At 71.9% G+C, this 22029-nt stretch carries 19 protein-coding genes; 16 read left to right on the top strand and 3 right to left on the bottom strand.

Going from position 1 to position 22029, the window contains the following annotated elements:
* The first annotated feature begins 139 nt into the window (after positions 1-139).
* The 14 genes from trpC to J8403_RS31820 all read left to right on the top strand — a co-directional run bounded on the left by trpC (position 140) and on the right by J8403_RS31820 (position 17854).
* On the top strand, positions 140-949 hold the full coding sequence (trpC, locus tag J8403_RS31760; protein ID WP_059144997.1) for an indole-3-glycerol phosphate synthase TrpC: 810 nt from the start codon (positions 140-142) through the stop codon (positions 947-949).
* Positions 950-969: 20 nt separating this feature from the next.
* Entirely contained in the window at positions 970-1122 is a 153-nt protein-coding gene (trpM, locus tag J8403_RS44820; RefSeq protein ID WP_372458418.1) for a tryptophan biosynthesis modulator TrpM, read from the top strand.
* 117 nt (positions 1123-1239) lie between these two features.
* On the top strand, positions 1240-2487 hold the full coding sequence (trpB, locus tag J8403_RS31765; protein WP_211126169.1) for a tryptophan synthase subunit beta: 1248 nt from the start codon (positions 1240-1242) through the stop codon (positions 2485-2487).
* Positions 2487-3305, top strand: coding sequence for a tryptophan synthase subunit alpha (gene trpA, locus J8403_RS31770; RefSeq protein WP_211126170.1), 819 nt, complete (start codon positions 2487-2489; stop codon positions 3303-3305). Before trpB ends, trpA begins: the two co-directional genes overlap by 1 nt.
* An 86-nt stretch (positions 3306-3391) precedes the next feature.
* On the top strand, positions 3392-4219 hold the full coding sequence (locus J8403_RS31775) for a DsbA family protein (protein ID WP_211126171.1): 828 nt from the start codon (positions 3392-3394) through the stop codon (positions 4217-4219).
* Between the two features lie 70 nt (positions 4220-4289).
* Positions 4290-5252 (top strand): prolipoprotein diacylglyceryl transferase, encoded by a 963-nt coding sequence (gene lgt, locus J8403_RS31780; RefSeq protein WP_211126172.1) that lies wholly within the window; start codon positions 4290-4292, stop codon positions 5250-5252.
* 202 nt (positions 5253-5454) lie between these two features.
* On the top strand, positions 5455-6186 hold the full coding sequence (locus J8403_RS31785) for a VIT1/CCC1 transporter family protein (RefSeq protein WP_211126173.1): 732 nt from the start codon (positions 5455-5457) through the stop codon (positions 6184-6186).
* Between the two features lie 301 nt (positions 6187-6487).
* Positions 6488-11038 (top strand): glutamate synthase large subunit, encoded by a 4551-nt coding sequence (gene gltB, locus J8403_RS31790; RefSeq protein WP_211126174.1) that lies wholly within the window; start codon positions 6488-6490, stop codon positions 11036-11038.
* Entirely contained in the window at positions 11031-12491 is a 1461-nt protein-coding gene (locus J8403_RS31795) for a glutamate synthase subunit beta (RefSeq protein WP_211126175.1), read from the top strand. The genes gltB and J8403_RS31795 overlap by 8 nt, the downstream gene beginning before the upstream one ends.
* Before the next feature lie 262 nt (positions 12492-12753).
* Positions 12754-13185 carry a GntR family transcriptional regulator gene (locus tag J8403_RS31800; protein ID WP_093461017.1) on the top strand — a complete coding sequence of 144 codons (432 nt, stop codon included), beginning with the start codon at positions 12754-12756 and terminating at the stop codon, positions 13183-13185.
* Positions 13182-14114: an ABC transporter ATP-binding protein gene (locus tag J8403_RS31805; protein ID WP_211126176.1), complete on the top strand. Its 933-nt coding sequence runs from the start codon at positions 13182-13184 to the stop codon at positions 14112-14114. Before J8403_RS31800 ends, J8403_RS31805 begins: the two co-directional genes overlap by 4 nt.
* The gene (locus J8403_RS31810) at positions 14111-15184 is read left to right on the top strand and encodes a translation initiation factor IF-2 (protein WP_211126177.1); all 1074 of its coding nucleotides are present in this window, start codon (positions 14111-14113) and stop codon (positions 15182-15184) included. The genes J8403_RS31805 and J8403_RS31810 overlap by 4 nt, the downstream gene beginning before the upstream one ends.
* Complete coding sequence (locus J8403_RS31815; RefSeq protein WP_211126178.1) at positions 15181-16242, top strand: transporter; 1062 nt, start codon at positions 15181-15183, stop codon at positions 16240-16242. The genes J8403_RS31810 and J8403_RS31815 overlap by 4 nt, the downstream gene beginning before the upstream one ends.
* Positions 16243-16372: 130 nt before the next feature.
* Complete coding sequence (locus J8403_RS31820; protein ID WP_211126179.1) at positions 16373-17854, top strand: glycosyltransferase family 39 protein; 1482 nt, start codon at positions 16373-16375, stop codon at positions 17852-17854.
* Between the two features lie 72 nt (positions 17855-17926).
* Here the strand turns inward: J8403_RS31820 and J8403_RS31825 are convergent, their stop codons facing one another.
* Both J8403_RS31825 and J8403_RS31830 read right to left on the bottom strand, forming a co-directional pair.
* Positions 17927-18400, bottom strand: a complete 474-nt coding sequence (locus tag J8403_RS31825) for a PPOX class F420-dependent oxidoreductase (RefSeq protein WP_078640871.1) — start codon at positions 18398-18400, stop codon at positions 17927-17929.
* Between the two features lie 126 nt (positions 18401-18526).
* Positions 18527-19414: a hypothetical protein gene (locus J8403_RS31830; RefSeq protein ID WP_211126180.1), complete on the bottom strand. Its 888-nt coding sequence runs from the start codon at positions 19412-19414 to the stop codon at positions 18527-18529.
* Positions 19415-19655: 241 nt separating this feature from the next.
* Between J8403_RS31830 and J8403_RS31835 the strand changes: the two genes are divergently transcribed.
* Complete coding sequence (locus tag J8403_RS31835) at positions 19656-20453, top strand: S1 family peptidase (protein WP_211126181.1); 798 nt, start codon at positions 19656-19658, stop codon at positions 20451-20453.
* A 125-nt stretch (positions 20454-20578) separates the two neighbouring features.
* Here J8403_RS31835 and J8403_RS31840 read toward each other — a convergent pair whose 3' ends face one another.
* The gene (locus tag J8403_RS31840) at positions 20579-20965 is read right to left on the bottom strand and encodes a VOC family protein (protein ID WP_211126182.1); all 387 of its coding nucleotides are present in this window, start codon (positions 20963-20965) and stop codon (positions 20579-20581) included.
* Between the two features lie 636 nt (positions 20966-21601).
* Here J8403_RS31840 and J8403_RS31845 point away from each other — a divergent pair.
* A complete protein-coding gene (locus tag J8403_RS31845) occupies positions 21602-21943 on the top strand; it encodes a chorismate mutase (protein WP_093470218.1) in 342 nt (113 codons plus the stop codon).
* Positions 21944-22029: the final 86 nt, after the last annotated feature.

A 22029-nucleotide genomic window follows, 5' to 3' on the forward strand; every position in this document is an offset into this window, starting at 1 on the left:
TGGGGGCCGACCGCGTCAACCGGATGCGAGACCTCGGCCCTGTGGCGGCTACCATCGCAGTGCCAGGTGAGGCGGTATGCCGCCGCACCCGGCGGATTCAAAGCCAGCTTCATCCCCGTCACGGAAGGGGGCCCGCTCGATGAGTGTGCTCGACGAGATCATCGACGGAGTCCGTGCCGACCTCACGGAGCGGCAGGCGCGCGTCACCCTCGACGAGCTCAAGGAGCGGGCGGCCAAGGCCCGGCCGGCGAAGGACGGTGTCGCGGCGCTCAAGGGCGACAGCGTCAAGGTGATCTGCGAGGTCAAGCGGTCCAGCCCGTCCAAGGGCGCGCTCGCCGCGATCGCCGACCCCGCGGGGCTCGCCGCCGACTACGAGGCGGGCGGCGCGTCCGTCATCAGCGTGCTGACCGAGCAGCGGCGCTTCGGCGGTTCGCTGGCCGACCTGGAGGCCGTAAGGGCCAAGGTCGACATTCCGGTGCTCCGTAAGGACTTCATCGTCACCTCCTACCAGCTGTGGGAGGCGCGGGCGTACGGCGCCGACGTCATCCTGCTGATCGTCTCCGCGCTGGAGCAGGAGGCGCTGGTCTCGCTCATCGAGCGGGCCGTGTCGATCGGGCTGACGCCGCTGGTCGAGGTGCACGACGAGGACGAGGTCGTCCGGGCGGTCGACGCCGGGGCCCGGGTGATCGGCGTCAACGCGCGCGACCTCAAGACCCTCCAGGTGGACCGCTCCACCTTCGCCCGGGTCGCACCGGAGATCCCGGACCACATCGTCAAGATCGCGGAGTCGGGGGTGCGTGGTCCGCACGACCTGATCGCCTACGCGAACGACGGCGCGGACGCGGTGCTGGTCGGCGAGTCCCTGGTGACCGGGCGCGACCCCAAGGCCGCGGTGGCCGATCTGGTGGCGGCGGGCGCCCACCCGGCGCTGCGCCACGGCCGGGACTGACGGGACGGGACCGGCGGACCATGGAGACGTACGCGCGCCTGGCCCGGGGCTGTCGGCCCCGGGGCTGCCGCGCGCCCGCGCGGCGGGTGCGGGGGCGGCGCGTGCGCTACCACATCGGATGTGAGCCGGGGCAGATCAACGGGCGGCGATGGCGTCGGACGGCAACGCGCTGAGCGTGCGCCGCAGGCCGTAGCCGTGGGCCGTACCGGAGGCTTTCCGCCCGGTGGGCCATGGCTCTTCCACCCATCACATCCGTTGCGGGGCGCTGCCCCGATCGAGGAGTACCACCCATGTCCTCTGATTTCTTCATCCCCGACCCGGAGGGTCGAGTGCCCAGCGCCGAGGGCTATTTCGGCCCCTTCGGCGGCAAGTTCATCCCCGAGGCGCTGGTCGCAGCCGTCGACGAGGTCGCGGCCGAGTACGAGAAGGCCAAGACGGACCCCGCCTTCGCGGCCGAGCTCGAGGATCTGCTGGTCAACTACACCGGCCGGCCCAGTGCGCTGACCGAGGTGCGGCGGTTCGCCGAGCACGCCGGGGGCGCCCGGGTCTTCCTCAAGCGGGAGGACCTCAACCACACCGGCTCCCACAAGATCAACAACGTGCTGGGGCAGGCCCTGCTCACCAAGCGCATGGGCAAGTCCCGCGTCATCGCCGAGACCGGCGCCGGTCAGCACGGCGTGGCCACGGCCACCGCATGCGCGCTGTTCGGGCTCGAATGCACCATCTACATGGGCGAGGTCGACACCCAGCGGCAGGCGCTCAATGTGGCGCGGATGCGGATGCTGGGCGCCGAGGTCATCTCGGTGACGTCCGGCAGCCGCACCCTGAAGGACGCCATCAACGAGGCGTTCCGGGACTGGGTCGCCAATGTGGACCGCACCCACTACCTCTTCGGCACGGTGGCCGGCCCGCACCCCTTCCCGGCGCTGGTGCGCGACTTCCACCGGGTGATCGGCGTGGAGGCGCGGCGGCAGATCCTGGAGCGGACCGGGCGGCTGCCGGACGCGGTCGCGGCCTGTGTGGGCGGCGGATCCAACGCGATCGGGCTGTTCCACGCCTTCCTGCCGGACGAGAGCGTGCGCATCGTCGGCTTCGAGCCCGCCGGACACGGTGTGGAGACCGGGGAGCACGCGGCCACCCTGAGCCAGGGCGAGCCCGGGATCCTGCACGGCTCCCGGTCGTTCGTGCTGCAGGACGAGGACGGCCAGATCACCGAGCCGTACTCGATCTCGGCCGGTCTGGACTATCCCGGCGTCGGGCCGGAGCACGCGTATCTGAAGGACATCGGCCGCGCCGAGTACCGGGCGGTCACCGACGACGAGGCGATGCGGGCGCTGCGGCTGCTCTCGGAGACCGAGGGCATCATCCCGGCGATCGAGAGCGCCCACGCGCTGGCAGGCGCCCTGGACCTCGGCCGTGAGCTGGGGAGCGAGGGCCTGGTGCTGGTCAACCTCTCCGGGCGCGGCGACAAGGACATGGACACGGCGGCTCGGTACTTCGGGCTCTACGACCAGCAGAGCGACCAGGGAGCGAAGTGATGGCCGGGAATCTGGAGCTGCTGGGATCCGTCCTGGCGGCCGCGAAGGACGAGGGGCGCGCCGCGCTCGTCGGCTATCTGCCCGCCGGTTTCCCCTCCATCGACGGCGGGGTGGACGCGATGACCGCCATGATCGAGGGCGGCTGCGACATCGTCGAGGTCGGGCTGCCGCACAGCGATCCGGTGCTCGACGGGCCGGTGATCCAGACCGCCGACGACATCGCGCTGCGCGGCGGGGTCAAGATCCGCGACGTGATCCGCACGGTGGGGGAGGTGCACGCCCGGACGGGCGCCCCGATCCTGTGCATGACGTACTGGAACCCGGTGGACCGGTACGGCGTCGAGCGGTTCGCCGCCGATCTCGCCGAGGCCGGCGGCGCGGGCTGCATCCTGCCCGATCTGCCGGTCCAGGAGTCGGAGATCTGGCGGAAGGCCGCCGAGCAGCACGGTCTGGCGACCGTGTTCGTGGTCGCGCCCAGCAGCCGTGATGAGCGGCTGGCGAAGATCACGGCGGCGGGCAGCGGTTTCGTCTACGCGGCGTCCCTGATGGGCGTCACCGGAACGAGGGAATCGGTGGGCCAGGAGGCGCGCGAGCTGGTGGAGCGCACCCGCGGCACCACCACGCTCCCGGTCTGCGTGGGGCTCGGCGTCTCCAACGCCACCCAGGCGGCCGAGGTGGCGGCGTTCGCCGACGGGGTCATCGTGGGCTCGGCCTTCGTCAAGCGGCTGCTGGACGCCGAGGGCGACACCGAGGCCGGTCTGGCGGGGCTGCGCGAGCTCGCGGGTGAGCTGGCGGAAGGCGTGCGCGCCGCCCGCTAGCGACTCGCCCGTTGGAGGGTCGCTCGTTAGAGGGAAGAACGGGGCGGAGGAGCTCGGCGGTGCTCCTCCGCCTCGTTGGCGAGGGCGTGAGCCAGAGAAACCGTGAGGGAAAGCGCGGCGCCCGAGAGCGCCTGAGGGAACAGCGCGAGCGGGAGCGGTCGCGTGCGAAGCGGAAGCGGACGCTGAGCGTCCTGGGGGCGGTGGTGGCCGTCCTCGCCGGGGCCGTGGGGGTCGGCATGGTCGCCTCCAGGAGCGAAGACGACTCGGGCAAGTCGGGCAGCTCCGTGGTGCCACCGCGCGGAGCGGTCGGCAAGGGGCGCCTGGTGATCCCCTCGGGGAGGGTGGACAAGGCGGGGAAGGCCGGGCAGGCGGACAAGGCCGGGAAGCCGGCCCCGGTAACCCTGACGGTGTACGAGGACTTCCGGTGCCCCGGGTGCAAGCAGTTCGAGGACGTCTTCCGCAAGACCGTCCACGAGCTGCAGGACCAGGGCCGGATGAAGGTCGAGTACCACCTGGTGACGATCATCGACGGAAACCTCGGCGGCACCGGTTCGGTCCGCGCGGCGAACGCCGCGGCCTGCGCCCAGGACCGGGACGCCGGGAAGTTCCGGGCGTACCACGATGTGCTCTACCGCCATCAGCCCCCGGAGACCCGGGACAGCTACGCGAAGAACGCCCGGCTGATCAAGCTCGCGGACCAGGTCCCCGGGCTGGTCACCGCCGCCTTCCGGAAGTGTGTCGAGGAGGGCCGGCACGACGCCTGGGTGCGCAAGTCCAACGATGTCTTCGCCCACTCCGGCTATGCCTCCACGCCGACCGTGCTGCTGGGCGGGAAGTCCGTGTACGGCGACCCCGACAAGCCGCTGAGCCCCAACAAGCTGAAGCGCATGGTCCTCGCGGCGGCCCGGGACTGATCCTTGTTACGCAGCCGTTGCCGGGTGGGTTGCCGCATCTCCCGCCCGGCACGGTAGCGTCGGTCCTGTCATGGACCTCCTCGCTTACATCCCCAGCCCGTCGTCCGGCGTGATCTATCTCGGTCCGGTCCCGCTGCGCGGCTATGCCTTCTGCATCATCATCGGCGTCTTCGTCGCGGTCTGGCTCGGCGGGCGGCGCTGGGTCGCCCGGGGCGGCCGCGTCGGCACCGTTGCCGACATCGCCGTCTGGGCGGTGCCCTTCGGCCTGGTCGGAGGCCGCCTCTACCACGTCATCACCGATTACGAGCTGTACTTCACCGACGGCCGTGACTGGGTGGACGCGTTCAAGATCTGGCAGGGCGGCCTGGGGATCTGGGGGGCCATCGCGCTGGGCGCGCTGGGCGCCTGGATCGGCTGCCGCCGCCGGGGCATCCCCCTTCCGGCCTACGCGGACGCCATCGCGCCCGGCATCGCCTTCGCCCAGGCGATCGGCCGCTGGGGCAACTGGTTCAACCAGGAGCTGTACGGCAGGGAGACCACCCTGCCGTGGGCGCTGAAGATCGACGGCGACGCCGACGCGGGCCGGGTGGCCGGCACCTACCACCCGACCTTCCTGTACGAGTCGCTGTGGTGCATCGGCGTGGCCCTCCTGGTGATCTGGGCGGACCGCCGCTTCAAGCTGGGGCATGGCCGTGCGTTCGCTCTCTACGTCGCGTCGTACACCGTCGGCCGCTTCTGGATCGAGTACCTCCGGGTGGACGACGCCCACCATGTGCTCGGGCTGCGGCTCAACAACTGGACGTCCGTCGTGGTCTTCCTGGCCGCGGTGGCCTATCTGGTGATCTCCGCGAAGAAGTCCCCCGGCCGCGAGGAGATCGTCGAGCCCGCCGCGGTCGAGGACGGCGCGGACGCGAGCGGCGGACCGGCCCCGGCCACCGCCACCGAGACGGGCGACGGCGCTCCGGCCGGGAGCGGCGGCGCGGAGGAGACCGGTGCGGTGGCCGCCGAGGCGGAGCCCTCCAAGAAACCCTGACGCGCGCGCCGCGTCGCGTCCCACAGGACGTCCAATAGGCCGCCGGACCCCTCGGGGTTTCGGCGGCCTCTTTACGTTTCCGCAGGTCAGCGAGGTAAGTTCGGCCTTCCTTGCTGGCGGAGCGGGGTAACTCGTGCGTACCTTCGAACCATTGGGGTGAGGCCGCATCGCCACACCCTTCTCGAAGGGAGCACATCTTCATATGTCCGTCATCGATGCCGCTGAGCCGCCGCACATCGCCCACCGCGACAACCACACCCACCGTGATGTGACCGGCGGCTGGCTGCGCCCCGCCGTCTTCGGAGCCATGGACGGACTGGTCTCCAACCTCGCGCTGATGACCGGCGTGGCCGGCGGCGCCGTGGACCGGCAGACCATCGTGATCACCGGTCTTGCGGGCCTCGCGGCCGGTGCCTTCTCCATGGCCGCCGGTGAGTACACCTCCGTTGCCTCCCAGCGCGAGCTGGTCCAGGCCGAGCTGGAGGTGGAGCGGCGCGAGCTGCGCAAGCACCCGCTGGACGAGCTGGAGGAGCTGGCGGCGCTCTACGTGTCGCGCGGTGTGGAGCCGGCGCTGGCCCGTGAGGTGGCCGAGCAGCTCTCCCGCGACCCCGAGCAGGCGCTGGAGATACACGCCCGCGAGGAGCTGGGCGTGGATCCGGACGATCTGCCCTCACCGCTGGTCGCGGCGGTCTCCTCGTTCGGCTCCTTCGCGCTGGGCGCGCTGCTGCCGGTGCTGCCGTATCTGCTGGGCGCCACGGCGCTGTGGCCGGCCGTGGTGCTGGCGCTGATCGGGCTCTTCGGCTGCGGTGCGGCGGTGGCGCGGGTGACGGCCCGTTCCTGGTGGTACAGCGGGTTGCGGCAGCTGGCGCTGGGCGGCGCGGCGGCGGGTGTGACCTATGCCCTCGGCGTTTTGTTCGGAACGGCCGTAGGATGACAGGCATACGGTGAGCCGCATAACTACGCCGTTACTCCTCGGTTTCGAATCTTTTGCGGGCGGGCATAAGCCGGAAGCGCTTGGGCAGAGTCGCCCGGTCCGCGCTATGGCGACGCTGGTCGCCCCATCCACTACTGCCCGTATTGCCTGATATCGCCGCACCCCTGGGGTGTCCGCATGATGGAACGGAATTCCCGCTTCCCGAGATTCGACCCATCATGTAACCTGCACGAAATTCTCGCGGAGGGCCAACGTCGTCCCTCGGCACACGCAAAATGCCATGACGACGACGGGAGAGCCGATGCGTTCCGCATCCCACCCCGCCCGCCAGGGGATGTACGACCCGCGCAATGAGCACGACGCCTGTGGCGTCGGCTTCGTGGCGACCCTCACCGGCGAGGCCAGCCATGAGCTCGTGGAACAGGCTCTCACCGTGCTGAGGAACCTCGAGCACCGCGGCGCCACCGGTTCCGAGCCCGACTCGGGCGACGGCGCGGGCATCCTCGTCCAGGTTCCGGACGCCTTCCTGCGGGCCAGTGTGACCGGCTTCGAGCTGCCCGAGGCCGGTGCCTACGCGGTGGGCATCGCGTTCCTCCCGGAGGGCGAGGCCGAGAGCGCCGCCGCCGCGGAGCACATCGAGCGGCTCGCCGCCGAGGAGGGCCTGACCGTCCTCGGCTGGCGCGAGGTGCCCGTCGCCCCCGAGCTGCTGGGCAACGGGGCCCGTGCCACCATGCCCGCCTTCCGCCAGCTCTTCGTCGCCGACGGCACCAGCACCGGCGTGGCCCTGGACCGCATGGCGTTCGTGCTGCGCAAGCGCGCCGAGCGCGAGGCGGGGGTCTACTTCCCCTCGCTGTCCGCCCGCACCCTGGTCTACAAGGGCATGCTGACCACCGGCCAGCTCGAGCCGTTCTTCCCGGACCTCTCCGACCGCCGCTTCGCCACCGCCGTCGCGCTGGTCCACTCCCGGTTCTCCACCAACACCTTCCCGAGCTGGCCGCTGGCCCACCCGTACCGCTTCGTCGCCCACAACGGTGAGATCAACACCGTCCAGGGCAACCGCAACTGGATGCGCGCCCGGGAGTCCCAGCTGGTCAGCGACCTGTTCGGAGAGAAGGGGCTGGAGCGGATCTTCCCCCTCTGCACCCCCGACGCCTCCGACTCCGCGACCTTCGACGAGGTCCTGGAGCTGCTCCACCTCGGCGGCCGCTCGCTGCCGCACTCGGTGCTGATGATGGTCCCCGAGGCGTGGGAGAACCACCCCTCCATGGACCCGGCCCGGCGCGCCTTCTACCAGTACCACTCCACGATGATGGAGCCCTGGGACGGCCCGGCCTGTGTCACCTTCACCGACGGCACCCAGGTCGGCGCCGTGCTGGACCGCAACGGTCTGCGGCCCGGGCGCTACTGGGTCACCGACGAGGGCCTGGTCGTGCTCTCCTCCGAGGTCGGCGTCCTGGACATCGACCCGGCCAAGGTGGTCCGCAAGGGCCGGCTGCAGCCGGGCCGGATGTTCCTGGTCGACACCGCCGAGCACCGCATCATCGAGGACGACGAGATCAAGGCCGAGCTGGCCGCCGAGCAGCCGTACGGCGAGTGGCTCGAGGCCGGTCTGATCGACCTGGCCGACCTCCCCGAGCGCGAGCACATCGTGCACACCCACGCCTCGGTCACCCGCCGCCAGCAGACCTTCGGCTACACCGAGGAGGAGCTGCGCGTCCTGCTCGCGCCGATGGCCAAGGCCGGCGCCGAGCCGATCGGCTCGATGGGCACCGACTCGCCGATCGCCGCCCTCTCCGAGCGGCCGCGGCTGCTGTTCGACTACTTCACCCAGCTGTTCGCGCAGGTCACCAACCCGCCGCTGGACGCGATCCGCGAGGAGCTGGTCACCTCGCTGATCTCCTCGCTGGGCCCGCAGGGCAACCTGCTGGAGCCGACCGCGGCCTCCTGCCGCAGCGTCACCCTGCCCTTCCCGGTGATCGACAACGATGAGCTGGCCAAGCTCATCCACATCAACGCCGACGGGGACATGCCGGGCCTCAAGGCGGCGAACCTCTCGGGCCTGTACCGGGTCGGTGGCGGCGGTCAGGCGCTCGCCGCCCGGCTGGACGAGATCTGCGCCGAGGCCGACCGCGCCATCGAGGACGGCGCCCGGCTGATCGTGCTCTCCGACCGCCATTCGGACGCCGAGCACGCCCCGATCCCCTCCCTGCTGCTCACCTCCGCGGTCCACCACCACCTCATCGGCACCAAGCAGCGCACCCAGGTGGGGCTGCTGGTCGAGGCGGGCGACGTCCGCGAGGTGCACCATGTCGCGCTGCTGATCGGCTACGGCGCCGCGGCCGTCAACCCGTACCTGGCGATGGAGTCGGTCGAGGACCTGGTCCGGGCCGGGACGTTCCTGCCCGGTGTCGAGGCCGAGACCGCGATCAAGAACCTCATCAAGGCGCTCGGCAAGGGCGTCCTGAAGGTCATGTCCAAGATGGGCATCTCGACCGTGGCGTCCTACCGGGGCGCGCAGGTCTTCGAGGCCGTCGGCCTGGACGAGTCCTTCGTGGACACCTACTTCCACGGCACCGCCACCAAGATCGGCGGCGCGGGCCTGGACGTCGTCGCCAAGGAGGTCGCCGCCCGCCACGCCAAGGCGTACCCCGCCTCCGGCGTCCCCTCCGCCCACCGCACCCTGGAGATCGGCGGCGAGTACCAGTGGCGCCGCGAGGGCGAGCCGCACCTCTTCGACCCCGAGACGATCTTCCGGCTGCAGCACTCCACCCGGTCGCGCCGCTACGACATCTTCAAGAAGTACACCGAGCGGGTGAACGAGCAGTCCGAGCGGCTGATGACGCTGCGCGGCCTGTTCTCCTTCAAGGGCGAGCGCCCCTCGATCCCGATCGACGACGTCGAGCCCGCCAGCGAGATCGTCAAGCGGTTCTCCACCGGCGCCATGTCGTACGGCTCCATCTCCCAGGAGGCGCACGAGACCCTCGCCATCGCCATGAACCAGCTGGGGGCTAAGTCCAACACCGGTGAGGGCGGCGAGGACTCCGACCGGCTGCACGACCCCGCCCGGCGCTCGTCGATCAAGCAGGTGGCCTCCGGCCGCTTCGGCGTGACCAGCGAATACCTGGTCAACTCCGATGACATCCAGATCAAGATGGCGCAGGGCGCCAAGCCCGGCGAGGGCGGCCAGCTGCCCGGCCACAAGGTCTACCCCTGGGTCGCCAAGACCCGGCACTCCACCCCGGGCGTCGGCCTGATCTCCCCGCCGCCGCACCACGACATCTACTCGATCGAGGATCTCGCCCAGCTGATCCACGACCTGAAGAACGCCAACCCGCAGGCCCGGATCCACGTCAAGCTGGTCTCCGAGGTCGGCGTCGGCACGGTGGCCGCGGGCGTCTCCAAGGCCCACGCCGATGTGGTGCTGATCTCCGGCCACGACGGCGGCACCGGCGCCTCGCCGCTCACCTCGCTCAAGCACGCGGGCGGCCCCTGGGAGCTCGGCCTCGCCGAGACCCAGCAGACGCTGCTGCTCAACGGGTTGCGCGACCGCATCGTGGTGCAGACCGACGGCCAGCTGAAGACCGGCCGTGACGTGGTCATCGCCGCGCTGCTCGGTGCCGAGGAGTTCGGCTTCGCCACCGCGCCGCTGGTGGTCTCCGGCTGCGTCATGATGCGCGTCTGCCACCTGGACACCTGCCCGGTCGGCATCGCCACCCAGAACCCGGTGCTGCGCGAGCGTTACAACGGCAAGGCCGAGTTCGTGGTGAACTTCTTCGAGTTCATCGCCGAGGAGGTCCGCGAGCTCCTCGCCGAGCTGGGCTTCCGCACCCTGGACGAGGCCATTGGCCACGCCGAGCTGCTGGACACCGCCCGCGCCGTCCAGCACTGGAAGGCGCAGGGACTGGACCTCGCACCGCTGCTGTACGTGCCCGAGCTGCCCGAGGGGGCCGTCCGCCACCAGGCGATCGCGCAGGACCACGGCCTGGCGAAGGCGCTCGACAACCAGCTGATCAAGCTGGCCGCCGACGCGCTGAACGCCGAGAGCGCCGAGGCCGCCCAACCGGTCCGCGCCCAGGTCGCGATCCGCAACATCAACCGGACCGTCGGCACCATGCTCGGCCATGAGGTGACCCGGACCTTCGGTGGCGCGGGCCTGCCCGACGACACCATCGACATCACCTTCACCGGCTCGGCCGGCCAGTCCTTCGGCGCGTTCGTGCCCCGGGGCGTCACCCTGCGGCTCGAAGGCGATGCCAACGACTACGTGGGCAAGGGCCTCTCCGGCGGCCGGATCATCGTCCGCCCGGACCGGGGCGCGGACCACCTCGCCGAGTACTCCACCATCGCGGGCAACACCCTGGCCTACGGCGCGACCGGCGGCGAGATGTTCCTGCGCGGCCGGGTCGGCGAGCGGTTCTGCGTCCGCAACTCCGGCGCCACGGTCGTCTCCGAGGGCGTGGGCGACCACGGCTGTGAGTACATGACCGGCGGCCATGCGCTCGTCCTCGGCCCCACCGGCCGTAACTTCGCGGCCGGTATGTCCGGCGGCATCGCGTATGTCATCGACCTCGACCCGGACAACGTCAACGTGGAGCTGCGCAGCGCCCTCGGCGCGCTGGACGACACCGACAAGCAGTGGCTGCACGACGCGGTGCGCCGCCACCACGAGGAGACCGGCTCCACGGTCGCGAGCGCGCTGCTCGACGACTGGGAGACCGCCCTCACCCGCTTCAGCAAGATCATCCCCGCTACGTACCAGGCCGTGCTCGCCGCCAAGGACGCCGCCGAGCGTGCCGGGCTCTCCGAGTCCGAGACCACCGAGAAGATGATGGAGGCGGCGATCAATGGCTGACCCCAAGGGCTTCCTGACCACTGGCCGCGAGGTCGCCGAGACCCGTCCGGTGGACGAGCGCGTCAAGGACTGGAACGAGGTCTACGTCCCCGGTTCGCTGCTGCCGATCATCAGCAAGCAGGCCGGGCGGTGCATGGACTGCGGCATCCCGTTCTGTCACAACGGCTGTCCGCTGGGAAACCTCATCCCCGAGTGGAACGACTACGCCTATCGGCAGGACTGGCGCGAGGCCAGCGAGCGGCTGCACGCGACCAACAACTTCCCGGAGTTCACCGGGCGGCTGTGCCCGGCCCCGTGCGAGTCGGCCTGTGTGCTCGGCATCAACCAGCCCGCGGTGACCATCAAGAACGTCGAGGTCACCATCATCGACAAGGCGTGGGACGCGGGCGATGTCACCCCGCAGCCGCCCGAGCGGCTCAGCGGCAAGACCGTCGCCGTCATCGGCTCGGGCCCCGCGGGCCTGGCCGCCGCCCAGCAGCTCACCCGGGCCGGTCACACGGTGGCCGTCTATGAGCGGGCCGACCGCATCGGCGGGCTGCTGCGCTACGGCATCCCCGAGTTCAAGATGGAGAAGCGGCACATCAACCGCCGTATCGAGCAGATGCGCGCGGAGGGCACCAAGTTCCGCACCGAGACCGAGATCGGCCGCGACATCGACGCCGCCAAGCTGCGCAAGCGGTACGACGCCGTGGTCATCGCGGCCGGCGCCACCACCTCGCGCGATCTGCCGGCCCCCGGCCGGGAGCTGAACGGCATCCACTTCGCGATGGAGTACCTGCCGCTCGCCAACAAGGTGCAGGAGGGCGACCTCACCACCGCCCCCATCACCGCCGAGGGCAAGCACGTCGTGGTCATCGGCGGCGGCGACACCGGCGCGGACTGCGTCGGCACCGCCCACCGCCAGGGCGCCGCCTCCGTCACCCAGCTGGAGATCATGCCCAAGCCCGGCGACGAGCGGAACGCCAACCAGCCCTGGCCGACCTTCCCGATGCTCTACAAGGTCACCTCGGCGCACGAGGAGGGCGGTGAGCGGATCTACTCCGTCTCCACCACCCACTTCGAGGGCGACGAGGACGGCAACGTCCAGTGGCTGCACCTGATCGAGGTGGAGTTCAAGGACGGCAAGCTGGAGCAGAAGCCCGGCACCGAGCGGAAGATCCCGGCCCAGCTCGTCACCCTCGCCATGGGCTTCACCGGCACCGACCAGAAGAACGGCCTGGTCGAGCAGTTCGGCCTGGAGCTCGACGAGCGCGGCAACATCGCGCGCGATGCCTCCTTCGCCACCAATGTGCCGGGTGTCTTCGTGGCCGGTGACGCGGGCCGCGGCCAGTCGCTGATCGTCTGGGCCATCGCCGAGGGCCGCTCCGCGGCGCGCGGGGTGGACCGCTATCTGGCCGGGGCCAGCGAACTGCCCGCCCCGATCCGCCCCACCGACCGGGCCCTCATGGTCTGACCCGGTCCCCGGTCTTCCCGGATCTCCGCCCGTACAACGGCGTACGGACCGGCCGCGCGGCGCCTTCCCCCTACCCGACCAGGGGGCAGGCGCCGCGTGGCGTCTGCGGCCCTTCGCTCACCGGTCGGCCTTCGGTCACCGGTCGACGTCGGCTCAGCGGCCGACGTCGGCTCAGGAGTTGACGTCGGCTCAGGAGTTGACATTGCCCCGGGCGCGCTCCACCATCATTCCACTAACTGATTAGTGAAAGGGTGGTGGACGGATGGTCGAGTACCGCATCGACCGGCGCAGCGGCATCGCCACCTATCTGCAGATCGTCCAGCAGACCAAACAGGCGCTCCGCCTCGGACTGCTGCAGCCAGGGGACCGGCTGCCCACGGCCAAAGAGGTCGTCGCGGCCACCGCCATCAACCCCAACACCGTCCTGAAGGCATACCGCGAGCTGGAGCGCGAGGGCCTGGTCGAACCCCGGCCGGGCCTGGGCACCTTCGTCCGCCGGTCGCTGGCCCGGCCCGGCGCCGCCGCGGACTCGCCGCTGCGCGCGGAGCTCGCCGACTGGACCGACCGGGCCCGCGCCGCCGGGCTGGACCGCGAGGACGTGACGGCGCTGGTGGCCTCGGTCCTCGAAGAGCGCTTCGGCGAGACCGCCACCCTCAGCGAGCGTGGCCACGAGGAAGACGGTGAGAACCGGTGACCGACGAGAACGACGCGGCCGGCGCGCTGGAGGCGTCCGGGCTGGGCAAGACGTACCGGCGCGGCTGGGCCCTGAGAGATGTCGCCTTCCACCTGCCCGCCGGACGGATCTGCGCGCTGGTGGGCCCCAACGGCTCCGGCAAGAGCACCCTGCTGTCCCTCGCCGCCGGCCTGCTGACCCCGACCACCGGCACGCTGCGGGTCTTCGGCCAGGAGCCCTCCGCGCCCGCCGCCCGCGAGCGCGTCGCCTTCGTCGCCCAGGACAAGCCGCTCTACCCGCGCTTCTCCGTCGCCGACACCCTGCGCCTGGGCCGGGAGCTCAACCCCCGCTGGGACCAGAAGGCCGCCGAACGGGTGGTGGAGGAGGCCGAGGTGCCGCTGTCCGCACGCGTCGGCTCGCTCTCCGGCGGCCAGCGCACCTGTGTGGCCCTCGCCCTCGCCCTCGGCAAACGCGCCGATCTGCTCCTGCTGGACGAGCCGATGTCCGATCAGGACCCGCTGCGCCGCCACCGGATGATGGGCGTGCTGATGGCCGAGGCCGCCGAGCGCGGCACGGGAGTGGTCATCTCCACCCATGTGCTCGCCGAACTCGACGGAGTCTGCGACTACCTGCTGCTGATGGGCGGCGGCCGGATCCGCCTGGCGGGCGAGGCGGACGACATCCAGGCCGCCCACCGCGTCATCACCGGCCCGAGCGAGACCGGCGGCGGCACACCGGCCGCGCTCGCCCGCCACACCGTGGTCGAGACCCGCACGACGGGCCGTCAGCTCACCGCGCTGATACGCCCGGAGGGCACCCCGAGCGAGGACGGCTGGATCGTCACCGAACCCTCCCTCGAAGAGGTCCTGCTCGGCTATCTGCGCGCTCCCGACGCCCCGCCGCTGCTCGCGGACGGCACGCGGACGCCCGATACGGAGGTGGGGGCATGAGCACGGTCGGCATACGGCTCGGCGCCTCCGGCGCCCGGCCCCGCACCCGAGGGCTGGTGTGGCTGGTGGCGCGGCAGCACCGGGCCGCCCTCTGGGCCGGCCTCGCCGTGCTCGCGGCGGTCGCCGCGTACATCGTCTGGCAGCGCGCCGGGATGGTCGGCTATCTGCGGGCCCACGACATCGAGGGCTGCGCGGACTGGAAGCGGTTCTGCCACGGCAGGCGGACCCAGCTGGAGCGGGGCGACCCGACGATCGACGCGCTCCGCCACCTCACCGACACCTACCGCACGCCGCTGCTCCACACCGGACGGCTGCTCATCGCGCTGCCCGCGCTGACCGGCGTCTTCATCGGCGCGCCCCTGTTCGCCCGGGAACTGGAGATGGGCACCCACCAGTTGGTGTGGACCCAGTCCATCAGCAGGACCCGCTGGCTCATCGCCAAACTCGCCCTGCCCCTGGTCGCCGTCACGGCCGGCACCGCGGTCCTCGCGGCCCTCTACACCTGGTGGTGGCGGGCGGCCCGGACCCCGTTCCAGGACATCGCCTGGGGCACCGCCGTACCGTTCGACGCGACCGGTCCGGCGGCCGTCGCCCTCGCCCCACTGGCCTTCTTCCTGGGCGCGGTGGCCGGGCTGCTGCTGCGGCGCACCGTGCCCGCCATGGCCGTCACCCTGGGGGCCACCGCCGGTGTCCAGTACGGGCTCGGCGCCCTGCGCCCCCATCTGATGACCCCGCGCACGGTCGTCTCCAACGCCAGTGGCGACTTCGTGCACACCCCCACCGAGGTCTTCTTCACCTCCTGGCGCGGTATGGGCGACGGCTTCCTGACCCGCTCCGGGGCGAAGATCCCCTCGGACCGCTGCTCGTCCGCCATCGGCCAGGACGGCTGGGACCGCTGCCTCGCCCGGTTCGGCGCCACCGACAGGCAGTACGAGGAGCTGCACCCGGCGAGCCACTACTGGCCGATGCAGTGGATGCAGGCCGGGATCTGCCTGGCCGCGGCCGTCGCGCTCGCCGCGTTCTGCGTGTGGTGGATCCGGCGGCGGCCCGCGGTGAAGGAGGCGGCGTGAAGACCGCTACCGCCCCGCGCCCGGGCCCGCCGCACACCGGATCCCCGCCGAGGCCGCGGCACACCGGCTCCCCGCTGAGCCCGCGCGGTGCGCTCTGGCTGGCCTGGCGCCGCCAGCGGACCGTCCTGGTGACGGGCGGCGTGCTGATCCTCGCCCTCGCCGGATACCTCGTGTACCAGCGCACCGGCATGGCCGCCCTGATCCACGACCGGGACGTCGCCGACTGCCGGCTGTGGCGCGACTGCAATGGGGCGCCCCTGGAATCCTCGGACAGGCTGTCCGACGCGTTCGTCCGGCTGGAGACCTACCGTGCGGCGCTGCTCGACACCGCCCGGCTGATGCTCGCGATCCCGGCCGTCATCGGGGCCTTCGTCGGCGCCCCGCTGATCGCGCGCGAATTCGAGAGCGGCACCGCCGCGCTCGTCTGGTCCCAGTCGATCGGCAGGGTGCGCTGGCTCATCGCCACGCTCGCCCTCCCCGTCGTCGCCACCCTGGCCGCCACCACCCTGCTGGCCGGGCTGTTCACCTGGTGGTGGTGGCCGGTGCGCGGCACCTTCCCGGACGTCCACTGGGGCGACACCCTGCCCTTCGACGTGATGGGTCCGGCCTTCGTGGCGCTGTCCCTGCTGTCCCTCCTGCTCGGCACGGCCTTCGGCCTGCTGCTCCGGCGGACGCTGCCCGCCATGGCCTGCACCCTGGCCGTCACCGCCGGCGTCGTGTACGGCCTCCAGCAACTGCGCCCGCATCTGATGCCCCGGCTCACCGTGACGGCGGGCGTCCACGTCCACGCGGAGGCGCCGTTCGGAGGGTGGTACGTCGGCTCGGGGTATCTCGACGGGACCGGTGCCAGGGTCGACGGGTCGGTCTGCAAGGGGCTCGGCGGGTGGCCGGCCATCTTCCGCTGCCTCGACCGCCGCCGGCTGGCCGAGGAGTACGAGGACTACCACCCCATCGGCCACTTCTGGCCGATGCAGTGGATCCAGGCCGGGATCTGCCTGGCCGTGGCCGTCGCGCTCGCCGCGTTCTGCGTGTGGTGGATCGGGCGCAGACGGGCCTGACCGGCGCACCGTTCCACGACGGCTCCGCACCTTCCCGCGGCTCTTCTCCTTCCGCGGCTCCGCGCCTGCCGCGGCACCTCACCCTTCCCCCGCTCCTCATCCTTCCGCTCCGATCGGAGTCCCCTTTCCCATGGCCATCTCGCCCGCCCTCGACACGGCCCGGGGCGCCCCACGCGTCCACCCGGCGCCCCCGGTGCGCCGTCGCCCCGGCCCGGCCGTCGTCGCGCTCGCCCCGGCCGGGCTGGCGCTGGCGCTCGGGCTGTGGGGGATCCGCCGGGAGAACAGCATGTGGCGGGACGAGTCGACGACGTACCAGATCGCACACCGAAGCGTCGGCGAGATCGGGCACCTCCTCGGCAACGCCGATGTGGCGCACGGCCTCTACTACCTGCTGATGCACGCCGTCTTCGCCCTCTGGGACGGCGGGCTGCTCGCCCTGCGGCTCCCCTCGGTGCTGGCCATGGCCGCCACCGCGGCCGGGGTGGGGCTGCTCGGCCACCGGCTCGCCGGGCCCCGGGCCGGACTCGTCGCCGGGCTGGTCTTCCCGCTGGCCCCGGCGGTGCAGCGGTACGCACAGGAGGGGCGGTCGTACGCGCTGGTCAGCGCCGCCGTCGTGGCGGCCACGCATCTGCTGCTGAGCGCGGTGGCCAGGCCCCGCAAGCGCACCTGGGCCGGCTACGCCGCCGTCGCCTCGCTGGCCTGTCTGCTGCACGAGTTCGCGATCCTGGCCGTCGCCGCGCACGGCGTCGCGCTGTACCGGGCCCGGGTGGGCGCGCGGTCCGGCTGGGCGTGGGCGCAGGCGGCCTCCGTGGTGGCCGTGGTGCTGGCACCGCTGGTGATCGTCAGTCAGCAGCAGGCGGCGCTGGTCGGCTGGATCTCCGCGCCGGGCCCGCCGGAACTGCTCGGCTTCGGTGCGCTCGCCCTGATCGGCCTCGTCTGCGCCCGGGGGCCGCTGCCCGCCCGGGGCCCCGTCCCGCTGCGCGACCTCGCCTTGGCACTGCTGATCCTGCCACCGGCCGCGCTGATGGCGGTGTCGTATCTCCATCCGCTCTACGTCGACCGGTATGTGCTCTACGTCTACGTCGGCCTCGCGCTGCTGATCGGCGCCCGGCTGGACGCGCTGTCGCGCACCGTCGCCGTCCCACGGGGAGTGGCCGGGGGACTGGCGGTGGCCGCCGTGGCGGCGCTGCTGCCGTACTCGCTCCAGCTGCGGACCCCGCAGAGCCGGCTCGACGACACCCTCGCGGCGGCGCGCGCCGTACGGGAGCTGGGGCGGCCCGGCGACGGGGTGCTCTTCCTGCCCGCGCGGCGCCGGGAGCCGATCATGTCCGGCCCGGAGGACTTCCGGGGCCTGCGGGAGCTGGCGCTGGCCCGGCACGCGATCCCCTCGGGCACACTGCACGGCATCGAGCTGCCCGCACCGCGGATCCGGGCCCGGATGCTGACGGCCGGGCGGATCGTCACGGTGAACGACCCGCCCGGCCAGCCGCTGGACGACACCCCTCAGGAGCGGGTGAAACGGGAGGTGCTCGCGGAACACTTCCACCGATGCGCCGTCAGGGACGTCACCGGGATGCGGATCGTGCTCTACGGGCGCGCGGGGCGGTGCTGAGCGCTCGGGTCGCACGGGGGCGGGTAGAGCGCTCAGGCCGGCGGGGCCGCGCTCACGCCTCGCGCGGCGTGCTCACGCCTCGTTCTCGACCAGCCGGGCCGGGAAGCCGCCCGTGGCGACCGGGCCCCAGCGCTCGGGGGTGACCCGGATCAGCGACTTGCCCTGCTTGCGCATGGCCTCGCGGTACTCGTCCCAGTCCGGGTGCTCGCCCGCGATATTGCGGTAGTACTCGACCAGCGGCTCGACGGACTCCGGGGTGTCGACCACCTCGGCGGTGCCGTCGATCTGCACCCAGGGGCCGTTCCATTCGTCGGACAGCACGACGAGGCTCACGGCCGGTTCGCGCTTGACGTTGCGCACCTTGGCGCGCTCGGGGTAGGTGGACATGACGATACGGCCGGAGTCGTCGACTCCGCAGGTCAGCGGGGACGCCTGGGGCGAGCCGTCCGCCCGGCGGGTCATCAGCAGCGCACGGTGGCGCGGGCGTACGAACTCCAGCAGTTCGTCGAGGCCGACACGGGTGTTGGTGGCGATGGAGGGGCTCATGCAGGCGAGCGTACGACGTCGAGCGCACTCCAAGCCCGTACGGCCACGGACCGGACCGGCACCGCGTCGGATGTGGCGTGAGGTGCCGCGTCACCTGCCGCCCCATGCGCCGGGTCGCGTGTCGCGTCAGGTGTCGCACTCCAGCACCGTGCGGCACAGCCCGCAGCGGGCCCGCACCCGGCCGCGCACCGGGACCCGGATGCGCTGACGGCAGGTCGGGCAGGGGAAGGAGACGCTGAGCGGAGGGCCGCTGTCGAAGGCGTAGTCGCCTCCGGTGGGGGAGGGGTCGCCGGACTGGGCCGACCGGCGGTCCTTGGCGTAGCGGCGGCGGCCGGTCCAGCCGGCGGCGGCGAGCGGCGGCCGGGCCTGGTCGTGGCGCGCCAGCTCCAGCCCCTTGGCGTATGCCTCGTACGCCTGCGGAGAGGTGAACCAGGGAGAGGGGTCCTCGTCGAAGAGCAGCGCCCGCTTGGCCAGTACGTAGCCGAACTCCTCCGGCGTCAGATAGCCCAGTTTCTGGCTGGAAAGCGAGTCCTGGCGGTAGGCGTCGAGCAGCAACCAGCCCGTGCCGAGATAGGCGGCGGTGGTGTCGGTGAGGATCTCGTTGTCGCGTGTGCCGGGGAACGACAGATCGAGGCGGTGCAGATACACATGCGTGACCTCATGGGCGAGGGCCGCGCCGATGTCCCGACGGTGGGTCTTGAAGCGGGAGTTGAGCTCGATGAAGTACTCCGGGCCCGCGGCGAGCTCCACGTTTCCCGCGTGCCGCATCTCCCGGAAGCTCACGATCATCCGGGCGTCGGGCAGCCGCAGATGCTGCACCATCACCCCGGCCACCCGTTGAACGCCCAGGTAGAGGTCGTCCTGGTCGGAGAAGGCGACATCGCCGGGGAGCACGCTGAGCCCGAAGGTGTCCACCGTGTCGCGGGACAGCCGGTGGTAGAGCGCGGTGATCGAGGCCCGGACGGTGTCCAGGTGGGGATAGCCGTGCTCGATGTCGCTGCCCGGTGCCGCCACGCCGTCACCCCGTGCCCGTCGCCAGCCGTGCGCCCTGTCTCATCTCAACCTTACGGTCGTTCGGCGGGGCGGCGGGTAGGCCGCGCTGGCTGAAAACCGACCCTTGTCACCCCGTTCACCCGCTCCACATAATCACAGGGCGTTTTACCGGCTCATCCACGGGCTTTCGGAGAGGTTTCCGGATTTTTTGCTTGGCATGAGCCTGACATGCGCGCCGAACCCCCCACGAAAGGACAGTCCGTTGCGGAAGACCCTGAAGCACCTCAAGAGAGCCTCGGCCGCCGGCGCAGTCGCCCTCGCTGCCTTCAGCCTCACGCCCGGCAGCGCCACCGCCGCGCCCACCGGCCCCGAGCCGAGCCCCTCCGTCGTCGGCGGCACCCGTGCCGCCCAGGGCGAATTCCCCTTCATGGTCCGGCTGTCCATGGGCTGTGGCGGCGCCCTCTACACCCAGGACATCGTGCTCACCGCCGCCCACTGTGTGGACGGCAGCGGCGCCAACACCTCCATCACCGCCACCGGGGGCGTCGTCGACCTCCAGAGCTCGAGCGCCATCAAGGTCAAGTCCACCGAGGTGCTCCAGGCCCCGGGCTACAACGGCACCGGCAAGGACTGGGCGCTCATCAAGCTCGCCAAGCCGATCAACCAGCCCACCCTGAAGATCGCCGACACCACGGCGTACAACAAGGGCGACTTCACCGTCGCCGGCTGGGGCGCGGCCGTCGAGGGCGGCGGCCAGCAGCGCTACCTGCTCAAGGCCACCGTGCCGTTCGTCGACGACGCCACCTGCAAGTCCGCGTACGACGAGCTCGTGCCCGGCGAGGAGATCTGCGCCGGCCGGATGGCCCAGGGCGGCGTGGACACCTGCCAGGGCGACTCCGGCGGCCCGATGTTCCGCAAGGACGACAGCGGCCAGTGGATCCAGGTCGGCATCGTCAGCTGGGGCGAGGGCTGCGCGCGGCCCGGCAAGCCCGGCGTCTACACCGAGGTGAGCACCTTCGCCAAGGACATCAAGGCGGCCGCGAGCGAGCTCGGCGGCTGACGCCTCCTCAGCCTCGCCTCCGCCAGGAGCTGACCGGGGTCCGGCCATCGGGCCGGCCCCGGTCGGCTCTGTCGGCTCTGTCGGCTCTGTCGGTGCTGTCGGTTCTCCGAGCTGTGGCTGTGCCCTCAGCTCTGCCCGCTCTGTCCGTAGCAGATGCAGAACGGGTGCCCGGCCGGATCGTTGAAGACCCGGAACCCGGACCGCTCCCCGCCGCTGTCGTGCAGGAACGTCGCCCCCAGCTCGATCAGCTCCTGCTGCGCCCGCTCCGCGTCCTCGATCGTGTCCACGTCGAAGTCCAGATGGATCTGCTGCGGATGCGCCGGGTCCGGCCAGCGCGGCGGCTGATGGTCCGGCGCCAGCTGGAAGGCCAGCCGCCGGCCGTCCTCGGCGGCCAGGGTCGCCCACTCGGGATCGCTGTCGTCCACCCGCCAGCCCAGGATCCGTCCGTAGAAGGCGGCCAGCGCGGCGGGGTCGGGACAGTCGATGACGGTGCACTGAAGCGTCGCGATCATGCGGAGACCCTACGGGCTGTCCCACCCGCGCGGCAGAGCTTCGCCCCTGGACCCCGGGGCCCGGGGCAGAACCCCGATTCGGGGTCTGGGGCGGAGCCCTGGCTTAGGGTCTGGGCGGAAGTCCCGATTCGGGGTCTGGGGCGGAGCCCTGGCTCGGGGCCCGGGCACCGCCCCGGCTTGGGGGTCTGGGGCGGAGCCCCAGTTTCGGGAAGGGGCGGGGAGGGGAACAGCCCGCCGCAGGCGCCAAGACCCACCGGAGACCCCTGCCCCGGAACGGCTCCCTCCGGAGCGGGCCACCGCGAAAGCCGGCCCGGAAGTGGAACCTCCCCCCGCCCAGGCGACTCCTCCACGGTGGAGACACCGCCTCGGGAGCGGCCCTCCACCATGACCGCCCCGCCCCCTTCCGGGGCCCCTTCGAGGGCCGGTTCCGAAACCCCCCACAGGGGTCGGGGCGGTCCGGGGCCCGGCCGCGACCGGCCCGGGCACTGCGCCCGGGCACAGGGCGCCGCGGGGGCTCGGTCCGCCCCCCCCGGCGGCGGCAGACGCAGGCCGAAGCGCCCCGGAGCTGAGGCCCAAGCGCCCCGGAGAGGAACCGAGCCCCGAGAAAAAGTAGTCTCGGGAGGCATGACGCACAGCATGAGCGACCACACCGCCGGGCAGCCGGCGACGCCGGGCGACCCCGAGGGGATCGACCCGTCCGTCCTCGACGAGCTGACCAGGTTGCGTGACAGCATCGACAACATCGACGCGGCCGTGGTCCATATGCTCGCCGAGCGCTTCAAATGCACCCAGCAGGTCGGCCACCTCAAGGCCGCCCACCGGCTCCCCCCGGCCGACCCGGCCCGTGAGGCGCGCCAGATCACCCGGCTGCGGCAGCTCGCCGAGAGCGCCAAGCTCGACCCCGGCTTCGCCGAGAAGCTGCTCAACTTCATCATCGCCGAGGTCATCCGGCACCACGAGACCATCGCCCGCTCCTGACCCCGGCCCCCAGGGCGCACTCCGGTGGTGCGCCCGTACGGCCGTCCGCCCCGGGCAACCACTTCCCACCCGTGTGCGGCCCGCCG

The sequence above is a fragment of the Streptomyces yatensis genome (genome assembly GCF_018069625.1).
In the GTDB taxonomy this organism is placed as follows: Bacteria; Actinomycetota; Actinomycetes; order Streptomycetales; family Streptomycetaceae; genus Streptomyces; species Streptomyces yatensis.

Bases quoted from the DNA above. Each gene is read 5' to 3' on its own strand.
- J8403_RS31810 (WP_211126177.1), top strand. From the start codon at position 14,111: ATGAGCACGGTCGGCATACGGCTCGGCGCCTCCGGCGCCCGGCCCCGC.
- trpM (WP_372458418.1), top strand. From the start codon at position 970: ATGGAGACGTACGCGCGCCTGGCCCGGGGCTGTCGGCCCCGGGGCTGC.
- trpB (WP_211126169.1), top strand. From the start codon at position 1,240: ATGTCCTCTGATTTCTTCATCCCCGACCCGGAGGGTCGAGTGCCCAGC.
- J8403_RS31795 (WP_211126175.1), top strand. From the start codon at position 11,031: ATGGCTGACCCCAAGGGCTTCCTGACCACTGGCCGCGAGGTCGCCGAG.
- trpA (WP_211126170.1), top strand. From the start codon at position 2,487: ATGGCCGGGAATCTGGAGCTGCTGGGATCCGTCCTGGCGGCCGCGAAG.
- J8403_RS31845 (WP_093470218.1), top strand. From the start codon at position 21,602: ATGAGCGACCACACCGCCGGGCAGCCGGCGACGCCGGGCGACCCCGAG.
- J8403_RS31820 (WP_211126179.1), top strand. From the start codon at position 16,373: ATGGCCATCTCGCCCGCCCTCGACACGGCCCGGGGCGCCCCACGCGTC.
- J8403_RS31840 (WP_211126182.1), bottom strand. From the start codon at position 20,965: ATGATCGCGACGCTTCAGTGCACCGTCATCGACTGTCCCGACCCCGCC.
- J8403_RS31825 (WP_078640871.1), bottom strand. From the start codon at position 18,400: ATGAGCCCCTCCATCGCCACCAACACCCGTGTCGGCCTCGACGAACTG.
- J8403_RS31785 (WP_211126173.1), top strand. From the start codon at position 5,455: ATGTCCGTCATCGATGCCGCTGAGCCGCCGCACATCGCCCACCGCGAC.
- J8403_RS31800 (WP_093461017.1), top strand. From the start codon at position 12,754: ATGGTCGAGTACCGCATCGACCGGCGCAGCGGCATCGCCACCTATCTG.
- trpC (WP_059144997.1), top strand. From the start codon at position 140: ATGAGTGTGCTCGACGAGATCATCGACGGAGTCCGTGCCGACCTCACG.
- gltB (WP_211126174.1), top strand. From the start codon at position 6,488: ATGCGTTCCGCATCCCACCCCGCCCGCCAGGGGATGTACGACCCGCGC.
- lgt (WP_211126172.1), top strand. From the start codon at position 4,290: ATGGACCTCCTCGCTTACATCCCCAGCCCGTCGTCCGGCGTGATCTAT.